The 16,996-nt window shown below is 67.4% G+C and carries 16 protein-coding genes; 3 read left to right on the forward strand and 13 right to left on the reverse strand.

From position 1 onward, the window contains the following. Nucleotides 1–14 precede the first annotated feature (14 nt). The 13 genes from AC6I9V_RS04120 to AC6I9V_RS04180 form a co-directional block, all read right to left on the reverse strand. Nucleotides 15–704: a DedA family protein gene (locus tag AC6I9V_RS04120; protein WP_497898447.1), complete on the reverse strand. Its 690-nt coding sequence runs from the start codon at nt 702–704 to the stop codon at nt 15–17. A 174-nt stretch (nt 705–878) separates the two neighbouring features. After that, nucleotides 879–1,529 carry a DedA family protein gene (locus AC6I9V_RS04125; RefSeq protein WP_497898448.1) on the reverse strand — a complete coding sequence of 217 codons (651 nt, stop codon included), beginning with the start codon at nt 1,527–1,529 and terminating at the stop codon, nt 879–881. Nucleotides 1,530–1,671: 142 nt separating this feature from the next. Continuing rightward, nucleotides 1,672–3,009: a thymidine phosphorylase gene (locus tag AC6I9V_RS04130; RefSeq protein WP_497898449.1), complete on the reverse strand. Its 1,338-nt coding sequence runs from the start codon at nt 3,007–3,009 to the stop codon at nt 1,672–1,674. Continuing rightward, nucleotides 3,006–3,431 (reverse strand): cytidine deaminase, encoded by a 426-nt coding sequence (locus tag AC6I9V_RS04135; protein ID WP_497898450.1) that lies wholly within the window; start codon nt 3,429–3,431, stop codon nt 3,006–3,008. The genes AC6I9V_RS04130 and AC6I9V_RS04135 overlap by 4 nt, the downstream gene beginning before the upstream one ends. A gap of 2 nt (nt 3,432–3,433) precedes the next feature. After that, entirely contained in the window at nt 3,434–4,771 is a 1,338-nt protein-coding gene (locus AC6I9V_RS04140; RefSeq protein ID WP_497898451.1) for an ABC transporter permease, read from the reverse strand. Next, complete coding sequence (locus AC6I9V_RS04145) at nt 4,768–6,162, reverse strand: ABC transporter permease (protein ID WP_497898452.1); 1,395 nt, start codon at nt 6,160–6,162, stop codon at nt 4,768–4,770. The genes AC6I9V_RS04140 and AC6I9V_RS04145 overlap by 4 nt, the downstream gene beginning before the upstream one ends. Further along, on the reverse strand, nt 6,155–7,768 hold the full coding sequence (locus AC6I9V_RS04150; RefSeq protein WP_497898453.1) for an ABC transporter ATP-binding protein: 1,614 nt from the start codon (nt 7,766–7,768) through the stop codon (nt 6,155–6,157). The genes AC6I9V_RS04145 and AC6I9V_RS04150 overlap by 8 nt, the downstream gene beginning before the upstream one ends. Nucleotides 7,769–7,935: 167 nt before the next feature. Further along, the gene (locus AC6I9V_RS04155; RefSeq protein WP_497898454.1) at nt 7,936–9,045 is read right to left on the reverse strand and encodes a BMP family lipoprotein; all 1,110 of its coding nucleotides are present in this window, start codon (nt 9,043–9,045) and stop codon (nt 7,936–7,938) included. 312 nt (nt 9,046–9,357) lie between these two features. After that, complete coding sequence (locus tag AC6I9V_RS04160) at nt 9,358–10,383, reverse strand: NADP-dependent oxidoreductase (RefSeq protein WP_497898455.1); 1,026 nt, start codon at nt 10,381–10,383, stop codon at nt 9,358–9,360. Next, nucleotides 10,380–10,811, reverse strand: a complete 432-nt coding sequence (locus AC6I9V_RS04165) for an organic hydroperoxide resistance protein (protein WP_497898456.1) — start codon at nt 10,809–10,811, stop codon at nt 10,380–10,382. The genes AC6I9V_RS04160 and AC6I9V_RS04165 overlap by 4 nt, the downstream gene beginning before the upstream one ends. Before the next feature lie 57 nt (nt 10,812–10,868). Further along, on the reverse strand, nt 10,869–11,261 hold the full coding sequence (locus AC6I9V_RS04170; protein ID WP_497900252.1) for a MarR family winged helix-turn-helix transcriptional regulator: 393 nt from the start codon (nt 11,259–11,261) through the stop codon (nt 10,869–10,871). Between the two features lie 205 nt (nt 11,262–11,466). Continuing rightward, on the reverse strand, nt 11,467–12,666 hold the full coding sequence (locus tag AC6I9V_RS04175) for an amidohydrolase (protein ID WP_349414353.1): 1,200 nt from the start codon (nt 12,664–12,666) through the stop codon (nt 11,467–11,469). 112 nt (nt 12,667–12,778) lie between these two features. Beyond that, nucleotides 12,779–13,936 (reverse strand): mannose-1-phosphate guanylyltransferase, encoded by a 1,158-nt coding sequence (locus tag AC6I9V_RS04180; RefSeq protein WP_497898457.1) that lies wholly within the window; start codon nt 13,934–13,936, stop codon nt 12,779–12,781. A 292-nt stretch (nt 13,937–14,228) separates the two neighbouring features. On the opposite strand from AC6I9V_RS04180, the gene sdhC reads away from it, so the two are divergent. From sdhC to sdhA, 3 genes are all read left to right on the forward strand, one after another. Then, nucleotides 14,229–14,609 carry a succinate dehydrogenase, cytochrome b556 subunit gene (gene sdhC / locus AC6I9V_RS04185; RefSeq protein ID WP_138770013.1) on the forward strand — a complete coding sequence of 127 codons (381 nt, stop codon included), beginning with the start codon at nt 14,229–14,231 and terminating at the stop codon, nt 14,607–14,609. A gap of 3 nt (nt 14,610–14,612) precedes the next feature. Next, nucleotides 14,613–15,077, forward strand: a complete 465-nt coding sequence (locus AC6I9V_RS04190) for a succinate dehydrogenase hydrophobic membrane anchor subunit (protein ID WP_138770014.1) — start codon at nt 14,613–14,615, stop codon at nt 15,075–15,077. A gap of 119 nt (nt 15,078–15,196) precedes the next feature. After that, nucleotides 15,197–16,996 (forward strand): succinate dehydrogenase flavoprotein subunit, encoded by a 1,800-nt coding sequence (gene sdhA, locus AC6I9V_RS04195; protein ID WP_138770015.1) that lies wholly within the window; start codon nt 15,197–15,199, stop codon nt 16,994–16,996.

Here is a 16,996-nt window from a genome sequence, read left to right on the forward strand (position 1 = left end):
GACGGCGCCGGGCGCTACTTGCGGGAGGCGTCGGTCGCCGCGGCGTCGTCGTGCGCGGCGTCCCGGGCCACGGCGTCGTCGTCCGCCGGCTCGTAGTGCCGGCCGAGCCGTTTGTGCCACCAGCGCAGCACGTGGTCAACGGCGATGCCGAGGACAATCGCGAACACGACGGCGATCGCGGCGCTCAGGAGCGGGTTGTGGTGCAGCCAGGGGAAGGAACTGGCCAGGATGCCGATCCCGATGGAGTAGATCACCCAGGTGAAGCAGGCAAAGGCATCCAGCACAAAGAACCTGCGGTGCGGGAATCCTGTGGTGCCGGCGACGTAGTTGACGGCCACGCGGCCCCAGGGGATGTAGCGGGCGGTGAAGATCAGCACGGCGCCGCGTTGCTCAAGCTCATAGCGCGCCCAGCCGAAGGCCCGCTGCACCTTGGGCTTGCGCATCCAGCGAAACCGTTCGAGGCCGATCTTGCGGCCGAGCAGGTACGCCATGTTGTCCCCGGCAATGGCGCCGATCAACGCCGTCAGGCCGAGGAACCAGAGGTTGGGCTGGCCGCTGTGCCGGGAGTAGGCGGCGAGGGCGACGATCAGCGTCTCGCTGGGAACCACCATGGCGAAGCCGTCGATGAAGAAAAAGAGCAGCAGGAGGGGGTAAATCCACCACTGGCCGGCTGCATGGAGCACGGCCTCATTAATGAACTCCACGCGGGCTGTGCTCCTAGAAACTGAAAGGGTCGGGACGTGCCCGGAACGGACTGGGTTGGTACTGGCGGGCTTACGGCACCGACGTGACGTGAATCGCACCCCAGTGTCCCATGGTCGGGGCACCTTGCGCTACGCGCGGGCGCCGATGTTTCCCCCCGTGGCGCCGCCGGCGTCCTAGCCGTCGGCCGGCGGGGCGGGCTGCTCCGCCTCGTCCAGGACCGGTTCCTCGGCCAGGCTGCCGCGCAGCCGGCTGAGCGCGACGTCGATTCCGATGCCCAGGACAATGGCGCAGATGATCGCAATGGTGGCGCCCAGCAGGTGGTTGTCTTCGAACCATTGGCCGAAGAACAGCCCGACGGCCACCGAATAGCCGGACCACAGCGCCGCGGAGAGTACCGTCAGCCCGACGAAATGGGAGTGCGCGTAGTGCGTGGCGCCGGCGGTCAGGTTGACGGCCACGCGGCCGATCGGCACAAACCGCGCCACCATGATCAGCGAGGCAGGGCGCTTCCGGAGCTCGCGGCCCGCCCAGGTGAAGGCCCGCTGCGTCCGGTGCCCGCGCATCCACTTCCAGCGCGAGGTTCCGGTGGCCCGCCCGATCAGGTAGGCGATGTTGTCCCCGCAGAACGCGCCGGTGGCCGCCACGACGATCAGCAGGAGCGGGTTGGGCACATCGGCGGTCGCGGCGACGGCGGCCAGGCCGACCACCACCGACTCGCTGGGAACCGGCGGGAAAAAGCCGTCGATCACACAGCAAGCGAACACCAGGAACAGCACCCACGGTTGGCCCGCTGCTGCCAGGATGAAGTCGTTGATTGCCTGCACAGTTTCCTAACGCACGGCGGTACCCGGTTTCTCCCGGAATTCTGTGGTGCCAGTGTACTGCCCGGGCGCAGTCCGTTGCCCTATCACTTGTGGCGGCTAAACCCGGGGCAAAGCAGCCATAAGTGATAGGGCAACCAGGGCCCTAGGCGATGCGGTCGATGATGAGCTGCTGCGCCGGGCGGGAGCCTTCCGGCGCGATTACCGCGGCGTGCTCGAGCGCTTCCTTGGCACGTTCGAACTTTTCCGGGGTGTCCGTCAGTAGGGTCATCAGCGGTTCACCGGCGCGGACCGTGGCGCCCGGTTTGGCGTGCATCCGCACCCCAGCCCCTGCCTGGACCTGGTCCTCCTTGCGCGCCCGCCCGGCTCCGAGGCGCCAGGCGGCGACGCCGACGGCCATCGCGTCGAGTTCTACCAGGACGCCGTCGGCCTGCGCGTAGATGGTCTCGGATTCCTTGGCGACCGGCAGCGCGGCGCGCGGGTCCCCGCCCTGGGCCTCGATCATGCGGTTCCAGACGTCCATGGCCCGGCCGTCCTTGAGCGCGGCGCGCGGGTCGGCGTCGCGGACCCCGGCGCAGGCCAGCATTTCCTCGGCCAGGCGCACGGTGAGCTCGACAACGTCCTCCGGGCCGCCACCGGCGAGGACCTCCACGGATTCCTCGACCTCGATCGCGTTGCCCGCGGTGAGGCCCAGCGGGGTGTTCATGTTGGTCAGCAGCGCCACCGTGTTGACGCCGGCGTCCTTGCCCAGGGCCACCATGGTCTCGGCCAGTTCGCGGGCGCGCGCCTCGTCCTTCATAAACGCGCCGCTGCCCACCTTGACGTCCAGGACCAGCGATCCGGTGCCTTCGGCGATCTTTTTGCTCATGATCGAGGAGGCGATCAGCGGGATGGCCTCGACCGTGCCGGTCACGTCGCGCAGGGCGTAGAGCTTCTTGTCCGCCGGGGCCAGTCCGGCGCCGGCGGCGCAGATGACCGCGCCGACGTCCTGCAGCTGGGCCATCATTTCCTCATTGCTCAGGTCCGCCCGCCAGCCCGGGATGGCCTCGAGCTTGTCCAGGGTGCCGCCGGTGTGGCCGAGGCCGCGGCCGGAGAGCTGCGGCACGGCGACGCCGAAGACCGCCACGAGCGGCGCCAGCGGCAGGGTGATCTTGTCCCCCACGCCTCCGGTGGAGTGCTTGTCGGACGTGGCCTTCACGCCGCCGTCGGGCCGGCGCAGGCTGGAGAAGTCCATCCGCTCGCCGGAGTTGATCATCGCCGCGGTCCAGCGTGAAATCTCGGCGCGGTCCATGCCGTTGAGCAGGATGGCCATGTTCAGGGCGGCCATCTGTTCGTCGGCGATGGCGCCGCGGGTGTATGCGTCGATGGTCCAGTCGATCTGGGCGGGGCTGAGGACGCCCTTGTCCCGCTTGATGCGGATGATGTCGACGGCGTCGAACGCGTTGGCGTTATCGGAAGCAGTGTTGCTGGTGTTCTGGGTCACCGGGTTTCCTCCAGGTGTTGGGGGCCAAATGCGTCGGGGAGCACCTGGTCCATCGTCTTGATGCCCTGTGTGGTCATGAGCTCCATGTCCGGGGCCCGGAATTCGTAGAGCAGTTGCCGGCACCGGCCGCACGGCATCAGCACGTTGCCGTGCGCGTCGACGCAGTAGAAGGCGCGCAGCAGGCCGCCGCCGGTCATGTGCAGGTTCCCGACGAGTGCGCACTCGGCACACAACGTGAGCCCGTAGCTGGCGTTTTCGACGTTGCAGCCGCTGACGATCCGGCCGTCCGCGGTGAGGGCGGCTGCCCCCACCGCGAACTTCGAATACGGCGCGTAGGCGTTCTGCATCGCCGCGACGGCGGCTGCCTCGAGTGCGGCCCAGTCGACGGCCGACGCCGTGCCTGCTGCCAGGTTCTCGGCCACGGTCAGCCCTTGACGTACGGAATGCCGCTGGCCGCCGGCGGCCGGGAGCGTCCGACGAGGCCGGCGACGGCGAGCACCGTCACGAGGTACGGGAGCATGGCCATAAACTGGCTCGGGACCGGGGTGCCGATGATCGTCACGATGCTCTGCAGGTTGTCGGCGAAACCGAACAGCAGGGCGGCGAAGAACGCGCCGATCGGGTTCCAGCGGCCGAAGATCAGCGCGGCCAGGGCGATGAAGCCGCGTCCGCCGGAGATCTCCTTGGTGAAGCTGTCGATCGCGACCAGCGTGAAGAAGGAGCCGCCGATGCCGGCGATCGCGCCGCCGAGGGTGACGTTCCAGAAGCGGGTGGCGTTGACCTTGATGCCCATGGTGTCGGCTGCCTGCGGGTGCTCGCCTACGGCCCGGACCCGCAGGCCCCACTTGGTCTTGAACAGCCCGACCCAGACCACGATCACGGCGATGTACATCAGGTAGCCGATCAGGGACTGCTTGAACAGGATCGGCCCGATCAGCGGAATGTCGCCCAGGATGGGAATGGTGATCGGGTCAAGGTGCGCCGGGGAGTTGAACTTCGCCTTGTCCGCCTGCATCACGGTGCTGAACAGGAAGCCCGTGACGCCGGAGACCAGGACGTTGAGAACCACGCCGACGATGATCTGGTTGACCACGTACTTGATGCTGAACAGGGCCAGGACCATGGACACGAGCGCCCCGGCAATGGCCGCCGCGAGCAGGCCCAGGAAGGGGTTGTGCGTCAGCGTGGCGATGATCGCGGCCGTGAACGCGCCGCCCAGGAGCTGGCCTTCGATGGCGATGTTGACGACGCCGACGCGTTCGCAGAGCACGCCGGAGAGCGAACCGAACACCAGCGGCACGGCCAGGGTCACCGACCCGGCGATCAGCCCGGCCAGGGAGATGTTGTTGGTGCGGGCACCACCCACCACCCAGATCAGGAAGGCCGCGACGAACAGCACAACAAACGCGACCGTGACCCAGCCGGGGACCTTCAGGTTCTTGGTCTTGAGGAAGATGGCGTAGCCGGCCAGGGCCAGCATCAGCACCGAGAGAACGATGCCGCCGAGGAAGGCCGGAACCTCCAGCGCCGGCAGCTGGAAGAAGTCGCTGGCGGTGGAGATGCCGAACTTCGCAGTCTGGTGCGGGCCCATCAGCCCGAAGAAGATGAACGCGACAACCGCCAGGACGGCCAGGGTGACCGGGATTTTCCAGGTCACTGGCTTGGCGGTCACGGCCCGTTTGTGGTTCGTGGGCGACGGCGTTTCCTCCGTCCGGGCTGCAGGCTGCTTTCCCGGCTGGGGCGAGGTTGCTGTTGTGCTCATGCTGCTACTCCGGTGGTTGCTGCCTGCTTGGACTTGGCGGCCTTGGCGGCCTTCTTCTTGCGCGGGTTCAGGCCGAACACCGCGCGCACCAGCGGCGGGGCGGCGATGAAGAGCACGATCAGCGACTGGACCACCAGCACGATGTCGATCGGGGTTCCGGTCTGGATCTGCATCTGGACGGCGCCGGCGCGGAAGGCGCCGAACAGCAGGCCCGCGGCGAAGGTGCCCCACGGCGTCGAGCGTCCCAGCAGGGCGACCGTGATGGCGTCGAAGCCGTAGGTGGCGGCGACGCCGTCGGTGAGGACCTTTTCGGTACCGGCAACCTGGGCGACGCCGGACATGCCGGCGAGGGCGCCCGCGATGGCCATCACCAGGATGGTGGCGCGGGGGACGTTGATGCCTGCGGTGAGGGCGGCCTTCGGGTTGGCGCCGACGGCGCGGAATTCGAAGCCGATGGTGGAGCGGTTCAGCACCCACCAGACGAACACCGTGGCGGCGATCGCCAGCAGGAAGCCCAGGTGCAGGCGGTACTGGGTGCCCAGGATCTGCGGGTACACGGCGCTGGGGTCCAGGATCGGCGAAATCGGGTTGGTCTCGCCGGGCCGCTGGAAGGCCGGGGTGTTGAGCAGGTAGCGCAGGAAGTAAAGCGCGATGTAGTTGAACATGATCGTCAGGATCACCTCGTGGGCGCCGGTGCGGGCCTTGAGGAACCCGACCAGGCCGGCCCAGAGGGCGCCGCCGACGATGCCGGCGACGAGGACCAGCAGCAGGTGCAGCCCCATCGGCAGGTGCAGCGCGAACCCGACCCAGGAGGCGAGGATGCCTGCCATGATGATCTGGCCCTGCGCACCGATGTTGAACAGGCCGGCGCGGAAGGCCAGGGCGACGCCGAGGCCGGCGGTGATCAGCGGGGTGGCGATGGTGAGGGTTTCCATCAGCGGGGCGAACTGCCCGGCCACACCCGTGCCGCGCGGGTTGAACACGGACCCCTGGAACAAGGCCACGTAGGAGCGGGTGGCGGCGGACCAGACAGCGGAGAAGAAATCGCTCGGCCGGGCGAAGAGGTACCCGGCGGAGGCGCTGACGTCCTTGTCCGTGCTGGCGATCAGCAGGCCGCCGAGGATCAGCGCGAGCAGCACGGCCAGCACGGAGACCATGCCGCTGCCGGTGAAGATCTTGCGCATAAGCGAGTCGGGGCCGCCGGGCACGGTGCCGCTCTGGGCGGAGACCGGGACGGCGGAGGGACGCATCGCGCCGCCGGCGGTGTCCAGCGAGGTGGCGGTGGTGGCGTCGGCCGCCGGGGTTTCGGCCGTTTCGGACGGGGCCGTTTCGGCCCGGGTCTCGGCCGGGTCCGGCTCAGCCGCGTGGCGGGGCTTGTTGGTTTCAGTCATGGTGCTCTCCTACGGCGCCGGAGACTGGCTCCTGCGCGGGCTGGGCGGCGGGCGCCGGGGCAGCGGCTGCGGTAGCCGGGGTCTTGGTGGTGTCGGCGTGGGCCTCGTCGGGCGACAGTCCGGCCATCATGAGGCCGAGGACGTCGCGTCCGGTGCCGGCCGGCACAATGCCCACCAGCTTGCCCTTGTAGAGCACGGCGATCCGGTCCGCCAGTTCGATCACTTCGTCGAGTTCGGTGGACACGATCATCACGGGGGTGCCGTGGTCGCGTTCGGCCACGATCCGCTTGTGCAGGAACTCGATGGACCCGACGTCGACCCCGCGGGTGGGCTGGGAGGCGATGAAGAGGCGCAGCGGACGTGACAGCTCGCGCGCCATGACCACCTTCTGCTGGTTGCCTCCGGACAGGGTCCCCGCGGCGAGCGACCCGGAGGGCGTGCGCACGTCGAACTCGTCGATCCGGGTTTTCGCGTTTTCCAGCACCTTGGCCGGGCTCATGCTGATGCCCTTCGCAAACGGTTCCTGGTCGTAGCGGTCCAGGATCAGGTTCTCGGCGATCGAGAACGTTCCGATCAGTCCGTCCACCGAGCGGTCTTCCGGCACAAAGCCGACGCCGGCCTTGAGCACGTCCTTGACGCTGCGGCCCAGCAGCTCTTCGCCGTCGAGCAGGACGGAGCCGTGGACCCGGTCCTGCAGGCCGAGGATGGCCTCGGTGAGCTCGGTCTGGCCGTTGCCCTGGACGCCGGCGACGGCGAGGATCTCGCCGCGGGCGATGTCGAAGCTGATGCCGTCCACCACGTGCTGGCCGCTGGGCGCGATTACGGTGAGGTCCTTGACCGCGAACGTGGTCTCCTGCGGCTTCGCCGGGGCCTTATCTAGGGTCAGATTGACCGCGCGGCCCACCATCATGGAGGCGAGCTCGGTCGTCGACGCCGTCGGGCTGGCCGTGCCCACGACCTTGCCGCGCCGGATCACCGTGATGGTGTCCGAGACGGCCTTGACCTCGCGCAGTTTGTGCGAGATGAAGACGATCGAGGTGCCGTGGCTCTTGAGCTGGCGCATGATGTCCAGCAGTTCGTCGGTGTCCTGCGGGGTCAGCACGGCGGTGGGCTCGTCGAGGATCAGCACCTTGGCGTCGCGGACCAGGGCCTTGATGATTTCCACGCGCTGCTGGACGCCGACCGGGAGGTCCTCGATCAGGGCGTCGGGGTCGACGTCGAAGCCGTAACGGTCTGAGATCTCCTGGATCTTCCGGCGGGTGTCATCGAGATTGAGGAATCCGCCGGCCTTGGTAGCCTCGGCCCCCAGCGCCACGTTTTCGGCGACGGTGAAGACCGGGACCAGCATAAAGTGCTGGTGCACCATGCCGATGCCGGCTGCCATGGCGTCGCCCGGGCCGCGGAAGTTGACGGGTTTGTCGTCGATGAGGATTTCGCCCTCGGTGGGCTCGTAGAGCCCGTAGAGGACGTTCATCAGCGTGGACTTGCCGGCGCCGTTCTCGCCAAGCAGACAGTGGATCTGCCCGGGTTCAACCACCACATCAATGTGGTCGTTGGCTACCAGGGAGCCGAAGCGTTTGGTGATCCCCTTGAGTTCAAGTTTCAAAACTCTGACCAATCTCGAAGTATGTCCGGGTCACGTCCCGGAGGGGTAATGGGGCTGCAAAACCAGCCTAGTGCCTGCGGCGGCCGGTGAAGCGGGGCCGGCGCAACGAAAAGCGCCACAGCCCGTGCGGTCTTAGACCGTGCGGGCCGTGGCGCTTAGTGGGGGAATTAGGACTTCGGGCTGGCTGCGGATTCAACCTTCAGCTTGCCGGAGGCGATGTCCTTCTTGATCTGGTCCAGGTCGGTCTTGAGCTGGGCCGGGACCTGGGAGTCCAGGTCGTGGAACGGGGCCAGCTGGACGCCGTCGTTCGCGAGGGTGCCAACGTACGGCGCGTTGGTGAACTTGCCGTCCTTGTCTTCCTTCACAATGGTCTCCACGGCCTCGCCCATCTGCTTCATGACAGAGGAGAGCATGATGTCCTTGTAGTCCGGAGCGGTGAGGAAGCCGTCGGAGTCAACCCAGATGAGCTTGACGTCCTTGCCTGCCGCCTTGGCTTCCTTCAGGGCCGCGCCTGCACCCTTACCGACCGGTCCGGCGACGGGCATCACGATGTCCGCACCCTGGTCCAGGAAGTTCTGGGTGAACTGCTTGCCCTTGTCCTGCTTCTCGAAGTCGCCGGTGAAGGAGCCGTCCTGCTTGGCCTTGTCCCAGCCAAGAACCTTGACGTTCTTGCCGTTCTTCTCGTTGTAGTACTTCACGCCGTCGGCGTAGCCGTCCATGAAGATGGTGACGGTCGGGATCTTGATGCCGCCGAAGGTGGCGACGGTGCCGGACTTGGTGGTGCCTGCGGCGAGGTACCCGGCCATGAAGGCAGCCTGGGCCGTGTCGTAGATGATCGGCTTGACGTTGGCGATCGGCTTGTCGTAGCCGAAGTCGATGATCGCGAAGTGCTTGTCCGGGTTCGCCGTGGCCTGGGTCTTGGTGGCGTCGCCGAGCAGGAAGCCGACCGTGATGGTCAGGTTGCAGCCTGCGGTGACCATTGCGCGCAGGTTCGGCTCGAAGTCGTTGTTGGTCTTGGACTCGACCTGGTTGACCTTGATGCCGAGGTCCTTCTCGGTCTTCTTCAGGCCTTCGTAGGAGGACTGGTTGAACGACTGGTCGTCGAATCCACCGGAGTCGGACACGATGCAGCCCGTGTAGTTGCTGGCCGACTTGGTGGCGCTGCTGCCGGCGTCCGGGGCAGCCCCGCAACCGGTGAGCAGCAGGGCAGCCGCACCCGCGGTGGCGACGCCGGCCATTGAACCGCGCTTAAGGGTTGCGCGCAGGGAGTTCTTCAAAGTTCCTCCAGGAAGAAAGAGATAGGCGCTACGACGGGAGTTCAATGAGTGTCTGCTTCCGGTTTTCCCCCGAAACACTGTTGTCACTGACGGATTCGCAGCACTGCGCCGAGGCGCACTGATGGAAGCTACTTTAGTGTCATGGAACACGTCGAGTAACACACTTCACAGCCGTTTCCTAGATTGTTGAGAACTTGTTACCAAGCGGTACCCAACGGCGCGAACGTACCCGTGAGGCCCCGAAATCCTTGGAAATCGGGGCCTCACGGGTACGTGCGCGCGGCGGTGACGGCCTGGCGGCCGCCCGGGTACTCAGAGTCGGACGAGCATCTTCCCGGTGTTGGCACCGTCCAGCAGGTCCATAAACGCCCGCGGCGCGTTCTCCAGCCCGTCCACGATCGTCTCGTCGTAGCGGATCGTGCCGTCGGCCAGCCAGGCCGCCATCTTCCCGGCGAATTCGGCCGCGTGCTGGCGCTGGCCGTTGACCAGGAAGCCCCGGAGGGTCAGCTGTTTGCCGATGGCCAGCATGAGGTTCCTTGGAGCGGGCGTCGGCTCGGTGGAGTTGTACTGCGCGATCGCGCCGCACATGGCGACGCGGCCGCCCACGTTGAGCACCGACAGGGCCGCCTCCAGGTGCTCGCCGCCCACGTTGTCGAAGTAGACGTCGATGCCCTTCTCCCCCGCGGCCTCCTTCAAGAGGTCCCGGACCGGACCGTCGTGGTAGTTGAAAGCGGCATCGAAGCCCAGTTCCAGCAGCCGGGCGACCTTTTCCGGCGTGCCGGCACTGCCGATCACCCTTGAGGCGCCCATGGCCTTGGCAATCTGCCCCACCAGGGAACCCACGGCTCCGGCCGCCCCGGAGACGAACACGGCGTCGCCGGGCTTGAACTCGGCGACCTTGAGCAGCCCCGCGTAAGCAGTCAGGCCGGTCATTCCCAGCGCGCCCAGGAAGGCCGACGCCGGCGCCAGGTCGGTGCGGGCCGGTGTGGTGGCGGCGGCGTCCACGACGGCGTACTCCCGCCAGCCGAGCTGATGCACGACGGCGTCGCCCACCGCGCGGTCGGCCGACCGGGACGCGATCACCTCGCCCACCGCCCCGCCGTCGAGCGCGGCGTCGAGGGCGAACGGCGCGGAGTAGGACTTGACGTCGTTCATCCGGCCGCGCATGTACGGGTCCACGGAGATGTAGAGGTTGCGGACCAGGACCTGGCCGTCCCGCAGTTCCGGCAGGGGCGACTCGGCGAGGCGGAAGTTTTCCGGCACGGGGCGGCCGTGCGGACGCGACGCCAGCTGGATTTCACGGGTGCTGGTGGGAAGGGTGGTGTTCGGGGTGCTCATGCGGCGACCTCCAGGATCTTGATGTCTACGGTGATATTGCCTCGGGTGGCGTTGGAGTACGGGCAGATCTGGTGGGCCTTGGCTACGAGCACCTCGGCGGTTTCGCGGTCCACGGCCGGCAGGGCGATCTCGAGTTCCGCGGCGAGGCCGTAGCCGGGTCCGTCGGCCAGCGCGCCGAAGTGGATTTTGGCGGCAACCGCCGAGTCCGTCAGGTCGGCGCCTTCCTTGCGGGCCACGAGCCGCAGGGCGGAGTGGAAGCAGGCGGCGTAGCCGGCCGCGAAGAGCTGCTCCGGGTTGGTCCCTTCGCCGTTGCCGCCCAGCTCCACCGGGCTGGCCAGCGTCACATTGAGCTTGCCGTCGCTGCTTTGGGCGTTGCCGTCGCGTCCTTCGCCGGAGGCCAGTGCCTCGGCCGTATAGAGGGTCTTCATCAGGGGTCCGATCTGTTGGAAATTCAGGGAAAACTGGGTGGCGCCGAGCGGCGCGGGTCAGCGGCCGGCCTGCAGGGCGGCGGTGAGCCGGCCCAGGGTCTCGCGGAGCTGGTCGAGCTCGGGGCCGGAGAGCCCGGCGGCGTCGGCGAGCCGCTGCGGGATTCCGGTGGCTCGGGCGCTGAGCGAGGTTCCGGCCGCCGTCAGGAATACCTCGACGCGCCGCTCGTCCGCCGCGGACCGCCGTCGTTCCACGAAGCCGAGCGATTCGAGCCGCTTCAGCAGCGGCGAGAGGGTGCCGGAATCGAGGCCCAGTTCCTCGCCGAGTTTCCGGACGCTGCGGGGCTGGTCCTCCCACAGCACCATCATCACGAGGTACTGCGGGTAGGTCAGGCCCAGCTCATCGAGCATGGGCCGGTAGACGGCGGTGGCGGCCCGCGAGGCCGCGTACATGGCGAAACACACCTGCCTGTCAAGGCGGGGAGCGTTGAGGCGGGGGGCGGCGGGCTCGGGGGCCCCGGGGGGAACGGTTTTGGTCACGCTAAAACAGTAGCCCACAATTTAGTTGTGCACAATTCAATCACCGGCACTGGGGCCCGAGCGTACATTTGAGGCCCGAAATCGCGGGGATTTCGGGCCTCAAATGTACGTGCGCGGGTTAGAGGTCGCGGAGGGTGCGGAGTGCGGCGGCGGTGAGAACCTGGATGCCGAGGCCCAGGGCGCGTTCGTCCAGGATGTAGTCGCCGCGGTGCAGGTCGTACTCTTCGCCGCCGGGGGTCTTGGTGCCGAGGCGCATCATCGCCCCGGGCAGGTCGGCGAGGAACCAGGCAAAGTCCTCCCCGCCCATCGACTGCGGCGTCAGCACCACCGAGCCCTCGCCGATCTCGGCCCGGGCCGCGGCCTCGATCAGCGCGGTTTCGTGTTCGGAGTTCACCACCGGCGGCACTCCGCGGGTGTGTTCCAGGTGCACGTCGACGCCGTAGGGCGCGGCAATCTGCTGCACCACCTCGTCGAGGATCTCCCCGGCGCTGTGCCAGGCCTCGCGGTCCAGGCAGCGCATGGTGCCGGCCATGTAGCCGCTCGCCGGGATGGCGTTGGGGGCTGAGCCGGCCGAGATGTGTCCCCACACCACGGAGACGCCGCTGCGGACGTCGACGCGGCGGGACAGCACGGCCGGGACGTTGATGGCGATCTGGGCGAGGGCGAAGACCAGTTCCTCGGTCAGGTGCGGGCGCGAGGTGTGGCCGCCCCGGCCGGTGAGTTCGATCTTGATGGTGTCCGACGCCGAGGTGATGGCGCCGATCCGGGTGCCGATCTTGCCCACCTCGATGCGCGGGTCGCAGTGCAGCGCCAGGATCCTGGGCACGCCCTCCAGCACGCCTTGCTCGATGCAGGCGTGCGCGCCGCCGGGCATGGTCTCTTCGGCGGGCTGGAAGATGATCCGGACCGTGCCGCCCAGCGGCGAGGTCTCGTGCATCTGCTGCAGGACCAGGGCGATGCCCAGCATCGTGGTGGTGTGGACGTCGTGGCCGCAGGCGTGTGTCACGCCGTGGTTCTTGGACGCGAACTCCAGCCCGGTCTCTTCGATGATGGGCAGCGCGTCGATGTCGCCGCGCAGCGCGGTCGCGATCGGCCCCTCGCCGACGTCGACCGTCAGCCCGGTGCCCTCGAGCCGGCGGGGCTTCAGCCCGGCGGCCTCGAGCCGCCTGGCGAGCTTGTCGGTGGTGCGGAACTCTTTGAAGGACAGCTCCGGGTGCGCATGCAGGTCGCGGCGGAAGGCGATCAGCTCCGGCAGCAGTGGCTCCAGCCACGGCCCCACCAGGGTGGTTGGCTCAGCTTCAGTAGTGTAATTGCGCACACAATCACTGTAGCGAGAGTCCAAAAAATAGCGGCATCGCCGACGGCGCGTTACGGTTCCCGGACAGCGTCGTGTCCCCGGTCAGCGCGCCTTCGCCAACCCTGGAAACGGGCTAGAGCACGTCCGTGTCGCCGCTGGCCTTGAGCGCGTCCACCGCGGCCTTGACCCGCTGGGAGTTCGCCTTGGTGGTCACCAGCAGCGCATCCGGGGTATCCACGATCACCACGTCCTTGATGCCGATCAGGGCGATCACGCGTTTGGTGTCGGTGACCACCACGCCGCTGGCGTTTTCGGTGAAGACGCGGGCGCCCTCGCCGATCACGGTGACGTCGTCGACTTCCTTGGCGCTGTTGAGGCGGCCCACGGAGGCGAAGTCCCCGACGTCGTCCCAGCCGAAGGTGCCGGGCACCACGGCGACGTCCCCGGCGGCGGCGGCCGGCTCGGCGACCGCGTAGTCGATGGCGATCTTGGGCAGGGTGGGCCAGACGCGGGAGGTGACCTCGTCGCGCAGCGGGGTGTCCCAGGCTTTGGCGATTTCCTGCAGGCCGGCGAACAGTTCCGGCTGGTTGGCTTCCAGGTGTTTGAGCATGAGCGAGACCGGTGCCACGAACATGCCGGCGTTCCAGACGTACTCGCCGCTGTCCAGGTACTGCTGGGCGACTTCCTCGCTGGGCTTCTCGACGAACTCGACGACCGTGTGGGCGCTCGGGGCCCCGGGCACACTGAGCTTGTCGCCGGCGCGGATGTAGCCGAACCCGGTGGAGGGGTGGGTGGGCTTGATGCCGATCGTGACGATCTTGCCTGTGGCCGCGGTGTGGATGGCCTCGCGGACGGCGTCCTGGAACAGCTCGTCGGGGCTGATGACCTGGTCGGCGGCGAAGGAGCCCATGATGGTGTCCGGGTCGCGCGCGTACAGGATGGCGGCGGCGAGCCCGATGGCCGCGCCGGAATCCTTGGGCTCGCTCTCCAGGACCAGGTCCGCCTCGGCCACCTCGGGCAGCTGGCGGCAGACGGCCTCGCGGTGCGCGGTTCCGGTGACGACCAGAACGCGGCTGCCGGCGAGGGGTTCGAGCCGGTCGTAGGTGGCGCGCAGCAGGGTGCTGCCGGACCCCGTGAGGTCGTGCAGGAACTTCGGGGCTGCGGCCCGGGACAGCGGCCAGAGCCGGGTCCCCACTCCGCCGGCGGGAATCACCGCAATAAAGCGGTCGAGCGGGGAGTCCGCCGCAACGCCCTGGAGGGAGTCGGTGCTGGTCATTTTGTCTGTAGTCATCAGGGCTACTTTAGCCGAACGCCGCCCGTTCGCCCCGGGGCACGCGTGGGGCACGCGTGCCGGATGCGCAGTCGGGACCGCCCGCCAATCCGCGTCCGACGCCGGCGGATGTGGCGTTCGTCTCAAAAGCGGTCAAAAACCGCGCCGGGCTCCGTCACCATCGATCCGCTGAATTGAATAAGCTGAGAGCGAAGCCTAGATTTAGGCTTGAGCTTACGAGTGCTCTCGCAGCAGGCGTTCCCCCCGCGTGGATCCCATGCCAGCGCCGCTGTGTTGCAGGGAGGTTTATTCAGTGCCGACAAAACCAGCTGGCACCTTGTACCGCGGCCGTGAAGGCATGTGGTCTTGGGTTGGACACCGCGTTACCGGTGTAGTGATCTTTTTCTTCTTGTTGGTCCATGTGCTGGACACCTCATTGGTGCGTGTGTCTCCCGAGGCCTACACCGCCGTGATCGGTGCCTACAAGAACCCCCTTATGGCCCTGGGTGAAACGGGCCTTGTCGCAGCGATCGTGTTCCACGCCTTCAACGGCCTGCGGATCATCGCGGTCGACTTCTGGAAGAAGGGCGCGAAGTACCAGCGCCAGATGCTGTGGACGGTCCTGGCCCTGTGGGTCGTCGTCATGGTCGGCTTCTCCATCCGCCACCTGTCCCTCGCCTTTGGAGGTCACTAAGCCATGACTGCAACCATTCAGAGTCCCCGTAGCGGCAGGATTGCTCCGCAGTACCGCCGCAACGGCTCCTCCAAGGGCAACTTCGAGATGCTGGCCTGGCTGTTCATGCGGCTCTCCGGCGTCGTGCTCGTGGTCCTCATCTTCGGCCACCTGACCGTCAACCTGCTGGTGGGCGAAGGCATCCACGCCATCGACTTCGGCTTCGTCGCCGGCAAGTGGGCCGACCCGTTCTGGCAGGTCTGGGACCTGGCCATGCTCTGGCTGGCCATGCTGCACGGCACCAACGGCGTGCGCACGATCATCAATGACTACGCCGAAAAGGACGCGACGCGCCTCTGGCTGAAGATCGTGCTCTATGCGGCCGCCGCAGCCATCATCATCCTCGGCACCCTGGTGATCTTCACCTTCAACCCGTGCCCCGTGGTTGACGGCGTGCAGCTGCCCGGCGGGTTCTGCCCCGCCCCGTAGCGGCCCCTGCCTTCGGGCACTGATCCTAGCCTGCCCGCACGGAGCAAGGGTCAGCAGTTCACTGCGCAGGCTCCGCCGGCGGTGTTTTACAGCGAATTTTGAGAGAAAGAGCATCTGGTATGCAGGTCCATAAGTACGACGTCGTCATTGTCGGTGCCGGTGGCGCTGGCATGCGCGCCGCGATCGAGTCCGGTCAGCGCGCGCGCACAGCGGTACTGACCAAGCTTTATCCCACGCGCTCCCACACCGGCGCGGCGCAGGGCGGCATGTGTGCAGCCCTGGCCAACGTCGAGGAAGACAACTGGGAGTGGCACACCTTCGACACCATCAAGGGCGGCGACTACCTGGTGGACCAGGACGCCGCCGAGGTCATGGCGAAGGAAGCGATCGACGCCGTCCTGGACCTGGAAAAGATGGGCCTGCCGTTCAACCGCACGCCCGAGGGCCGCATTGACCAGCGCCGCTTCGGCGGCCACACCCGCGACCACGGCAAGGCTCCGGTCCGCCGCGCCTGCTACGCCGCGGACCGCACCGGCCACATGATCCTGCAGACCCTGTACCAAAACTGCGTCAAGCACAACGTGGAGTTCTACAACGAGTACTACGTGCTCGACCTGCTGACCGTCGAGGAAGACGCAGTCCGCGAGGACGGCACCCCGTACAAGCAGAAGCGCGTCGCCGGCGTCGTCTCCTACGACCTTGCCTCCGGCGAACTGCACGTGTTCCAGGCCAAGTCCGTGGTCTTCGCCTCCGGCGGCGCCGGCAAGGTCTTCAAGACCACCTCCAACGCCCACACCCTGACCGGCGACGGCATGGGCATCGCGTTCCGCCGCGGCATCCCGCTGGAGGACATGGAGTTCTTCCAGTTCCACCCGACCGGCCTCGCCGGCCTGGGCATCCTGCTCTCCGAGGCCGCCCGCGGCGAAGGCGCGATCCTGCGCAACTCCGAGGGCGAGCGCTTTATGGAGCGCTACGCCCCCACCATCAAGGACCTCGCCCCGCGTGACATCGTGGCCCGCTCGATGGCCAACGAGGTCCGCGAGGGCCGCGGCTGCGGCCCGAACAAGGACTACGTCCTGCTGGACCTGACGCACCTCGAGCCGGCCCACATCGACGCCAAGCTGCCGGATATCACCGAGTTCGCCCGCACCTACCTGGGTGTGGAGCCGTACACGGAGCCGGTTCCGGTGTTCCCGACGGCGCACTACGCCATGGGCGGCATCCCCACCAACATCAGCGCCGAGGTCCTGCAGGACAACGACACCGTTGTCCCGGGCCTCTACGCCGCCGGCGAGGTCGCCTGCGTCTCGGTGCACGGGTCCAACCGCCTGGGCACCAACTCGCTGCTGGACATCAACGTCTTCGGCAAGCGCGCCGGCATCGCCGCCGCGGAGTACGCCAAGACCGCGGACTTCGTCGAGCTTCCTGCCGATCCCGAGGCGTACACGCTGAACCTGCTGGAGCACGTCCGCACCTCGGACGGCACCGAGAAGGTGGCCCAGATCCGCAAGGAGCTGCAGGACACCATGGACGCCAACATGCAGGTGTTCCGCACCGCCGAGACGCTGAACCAGGTCCTGAAGGACATCGCGTCCTTCGAGGAGCGGTACCAGCGCATCAGCGTCCAGGACAAGGGCAAGCGCTTCAACCTGGATCTGCTCGAGGCCGTGGAGCTCGGCTTCCTGCTGGAGCTCGCCAAGGTCATGACCGTGGCGGCCCTGCACCGCGAGGAATCCCGCGGCGGACACTTCCGCGAGGACTTCCCCGAGCGCGACGACGAAAAATTCATGAAGCACTCCATGGCGTACAAGGATGACCACGCACCGGCGGATGGTTCCGCCGAGTCGATTGCCGGCATCCGGCTTGCCACCAAACCGGTGGTCTTTACGCGCTACGAGCCGATGGTGAGGAAGTACTAA

The organism is Arthrobacter sp. SlRoot2-15 (assembly GCF_059739345.1).

What these genes read in the sequence shown, in the direction of transcription:
- AC6I9V_RS04140 (WP_497898451.1), bottom strand. Translation starts at nt 4,771, where the DNA reads ATGAGCACAACAGCAACCTCGCCCCAGCCGGGAAAGCAGCCTGCAGCC.
- AC6I9V_RS04145 (WP_497898452.1), bottom strand. Translation starts at nt 6,162, where the DNA reads ATGACTGAAACCAACAAGCCCCGCCACGCGGCTGAGCCGGACCCGGCC.
- AC6I9V_RS04160 (WP_497898455.1), bottom strand. Translation starts at nt 10,383, where the DNA reads ATGAGCACCCCGAACACCACCCTTCCCACCAGCACCCGTGAAATCCAG.
- AC6I9V_RS04165 (WP_497898456.1), bottom strand. Translation starts at nt 10,811, where the DNA reads ATGAAGACCCTCTATACGGCCGAGGCACTGGCCTCCGGCGAAGGACGC.
- AC6I9V_RS04170 (WP_497900252.1), bottom strand. Translation starts at nt 11,261, where the DNA reads ATGTACGCGGCCTCGCGGGCCGCCACCGCCGTCTACCGGCCCATGCTC.
- AC6I9V_RS04180 (WP_497898457.1), bottom strand. Translation starts at nt 13,936, where the DNA reads ATGACTACAGACAAAATGACCAGCACCGACTCCCTCCAGGGCGTTGCG.
- AC6I9V_RS04190 (WP_138770014.1), top strand. Translation starts at nt 14,613, where the DNA reads ATGACTGCAACCATTCAGAGTCCCCGTAGCGGCAGGATTGCTCCGCAG.
- sdhA (WP_138770015.1), top strand. Translation starts at nt 15,197, where the DNA reads ATGCAGGTCCATAAGTACGACGTCGTCATTGTCGGTGCCGGTGGCGCT.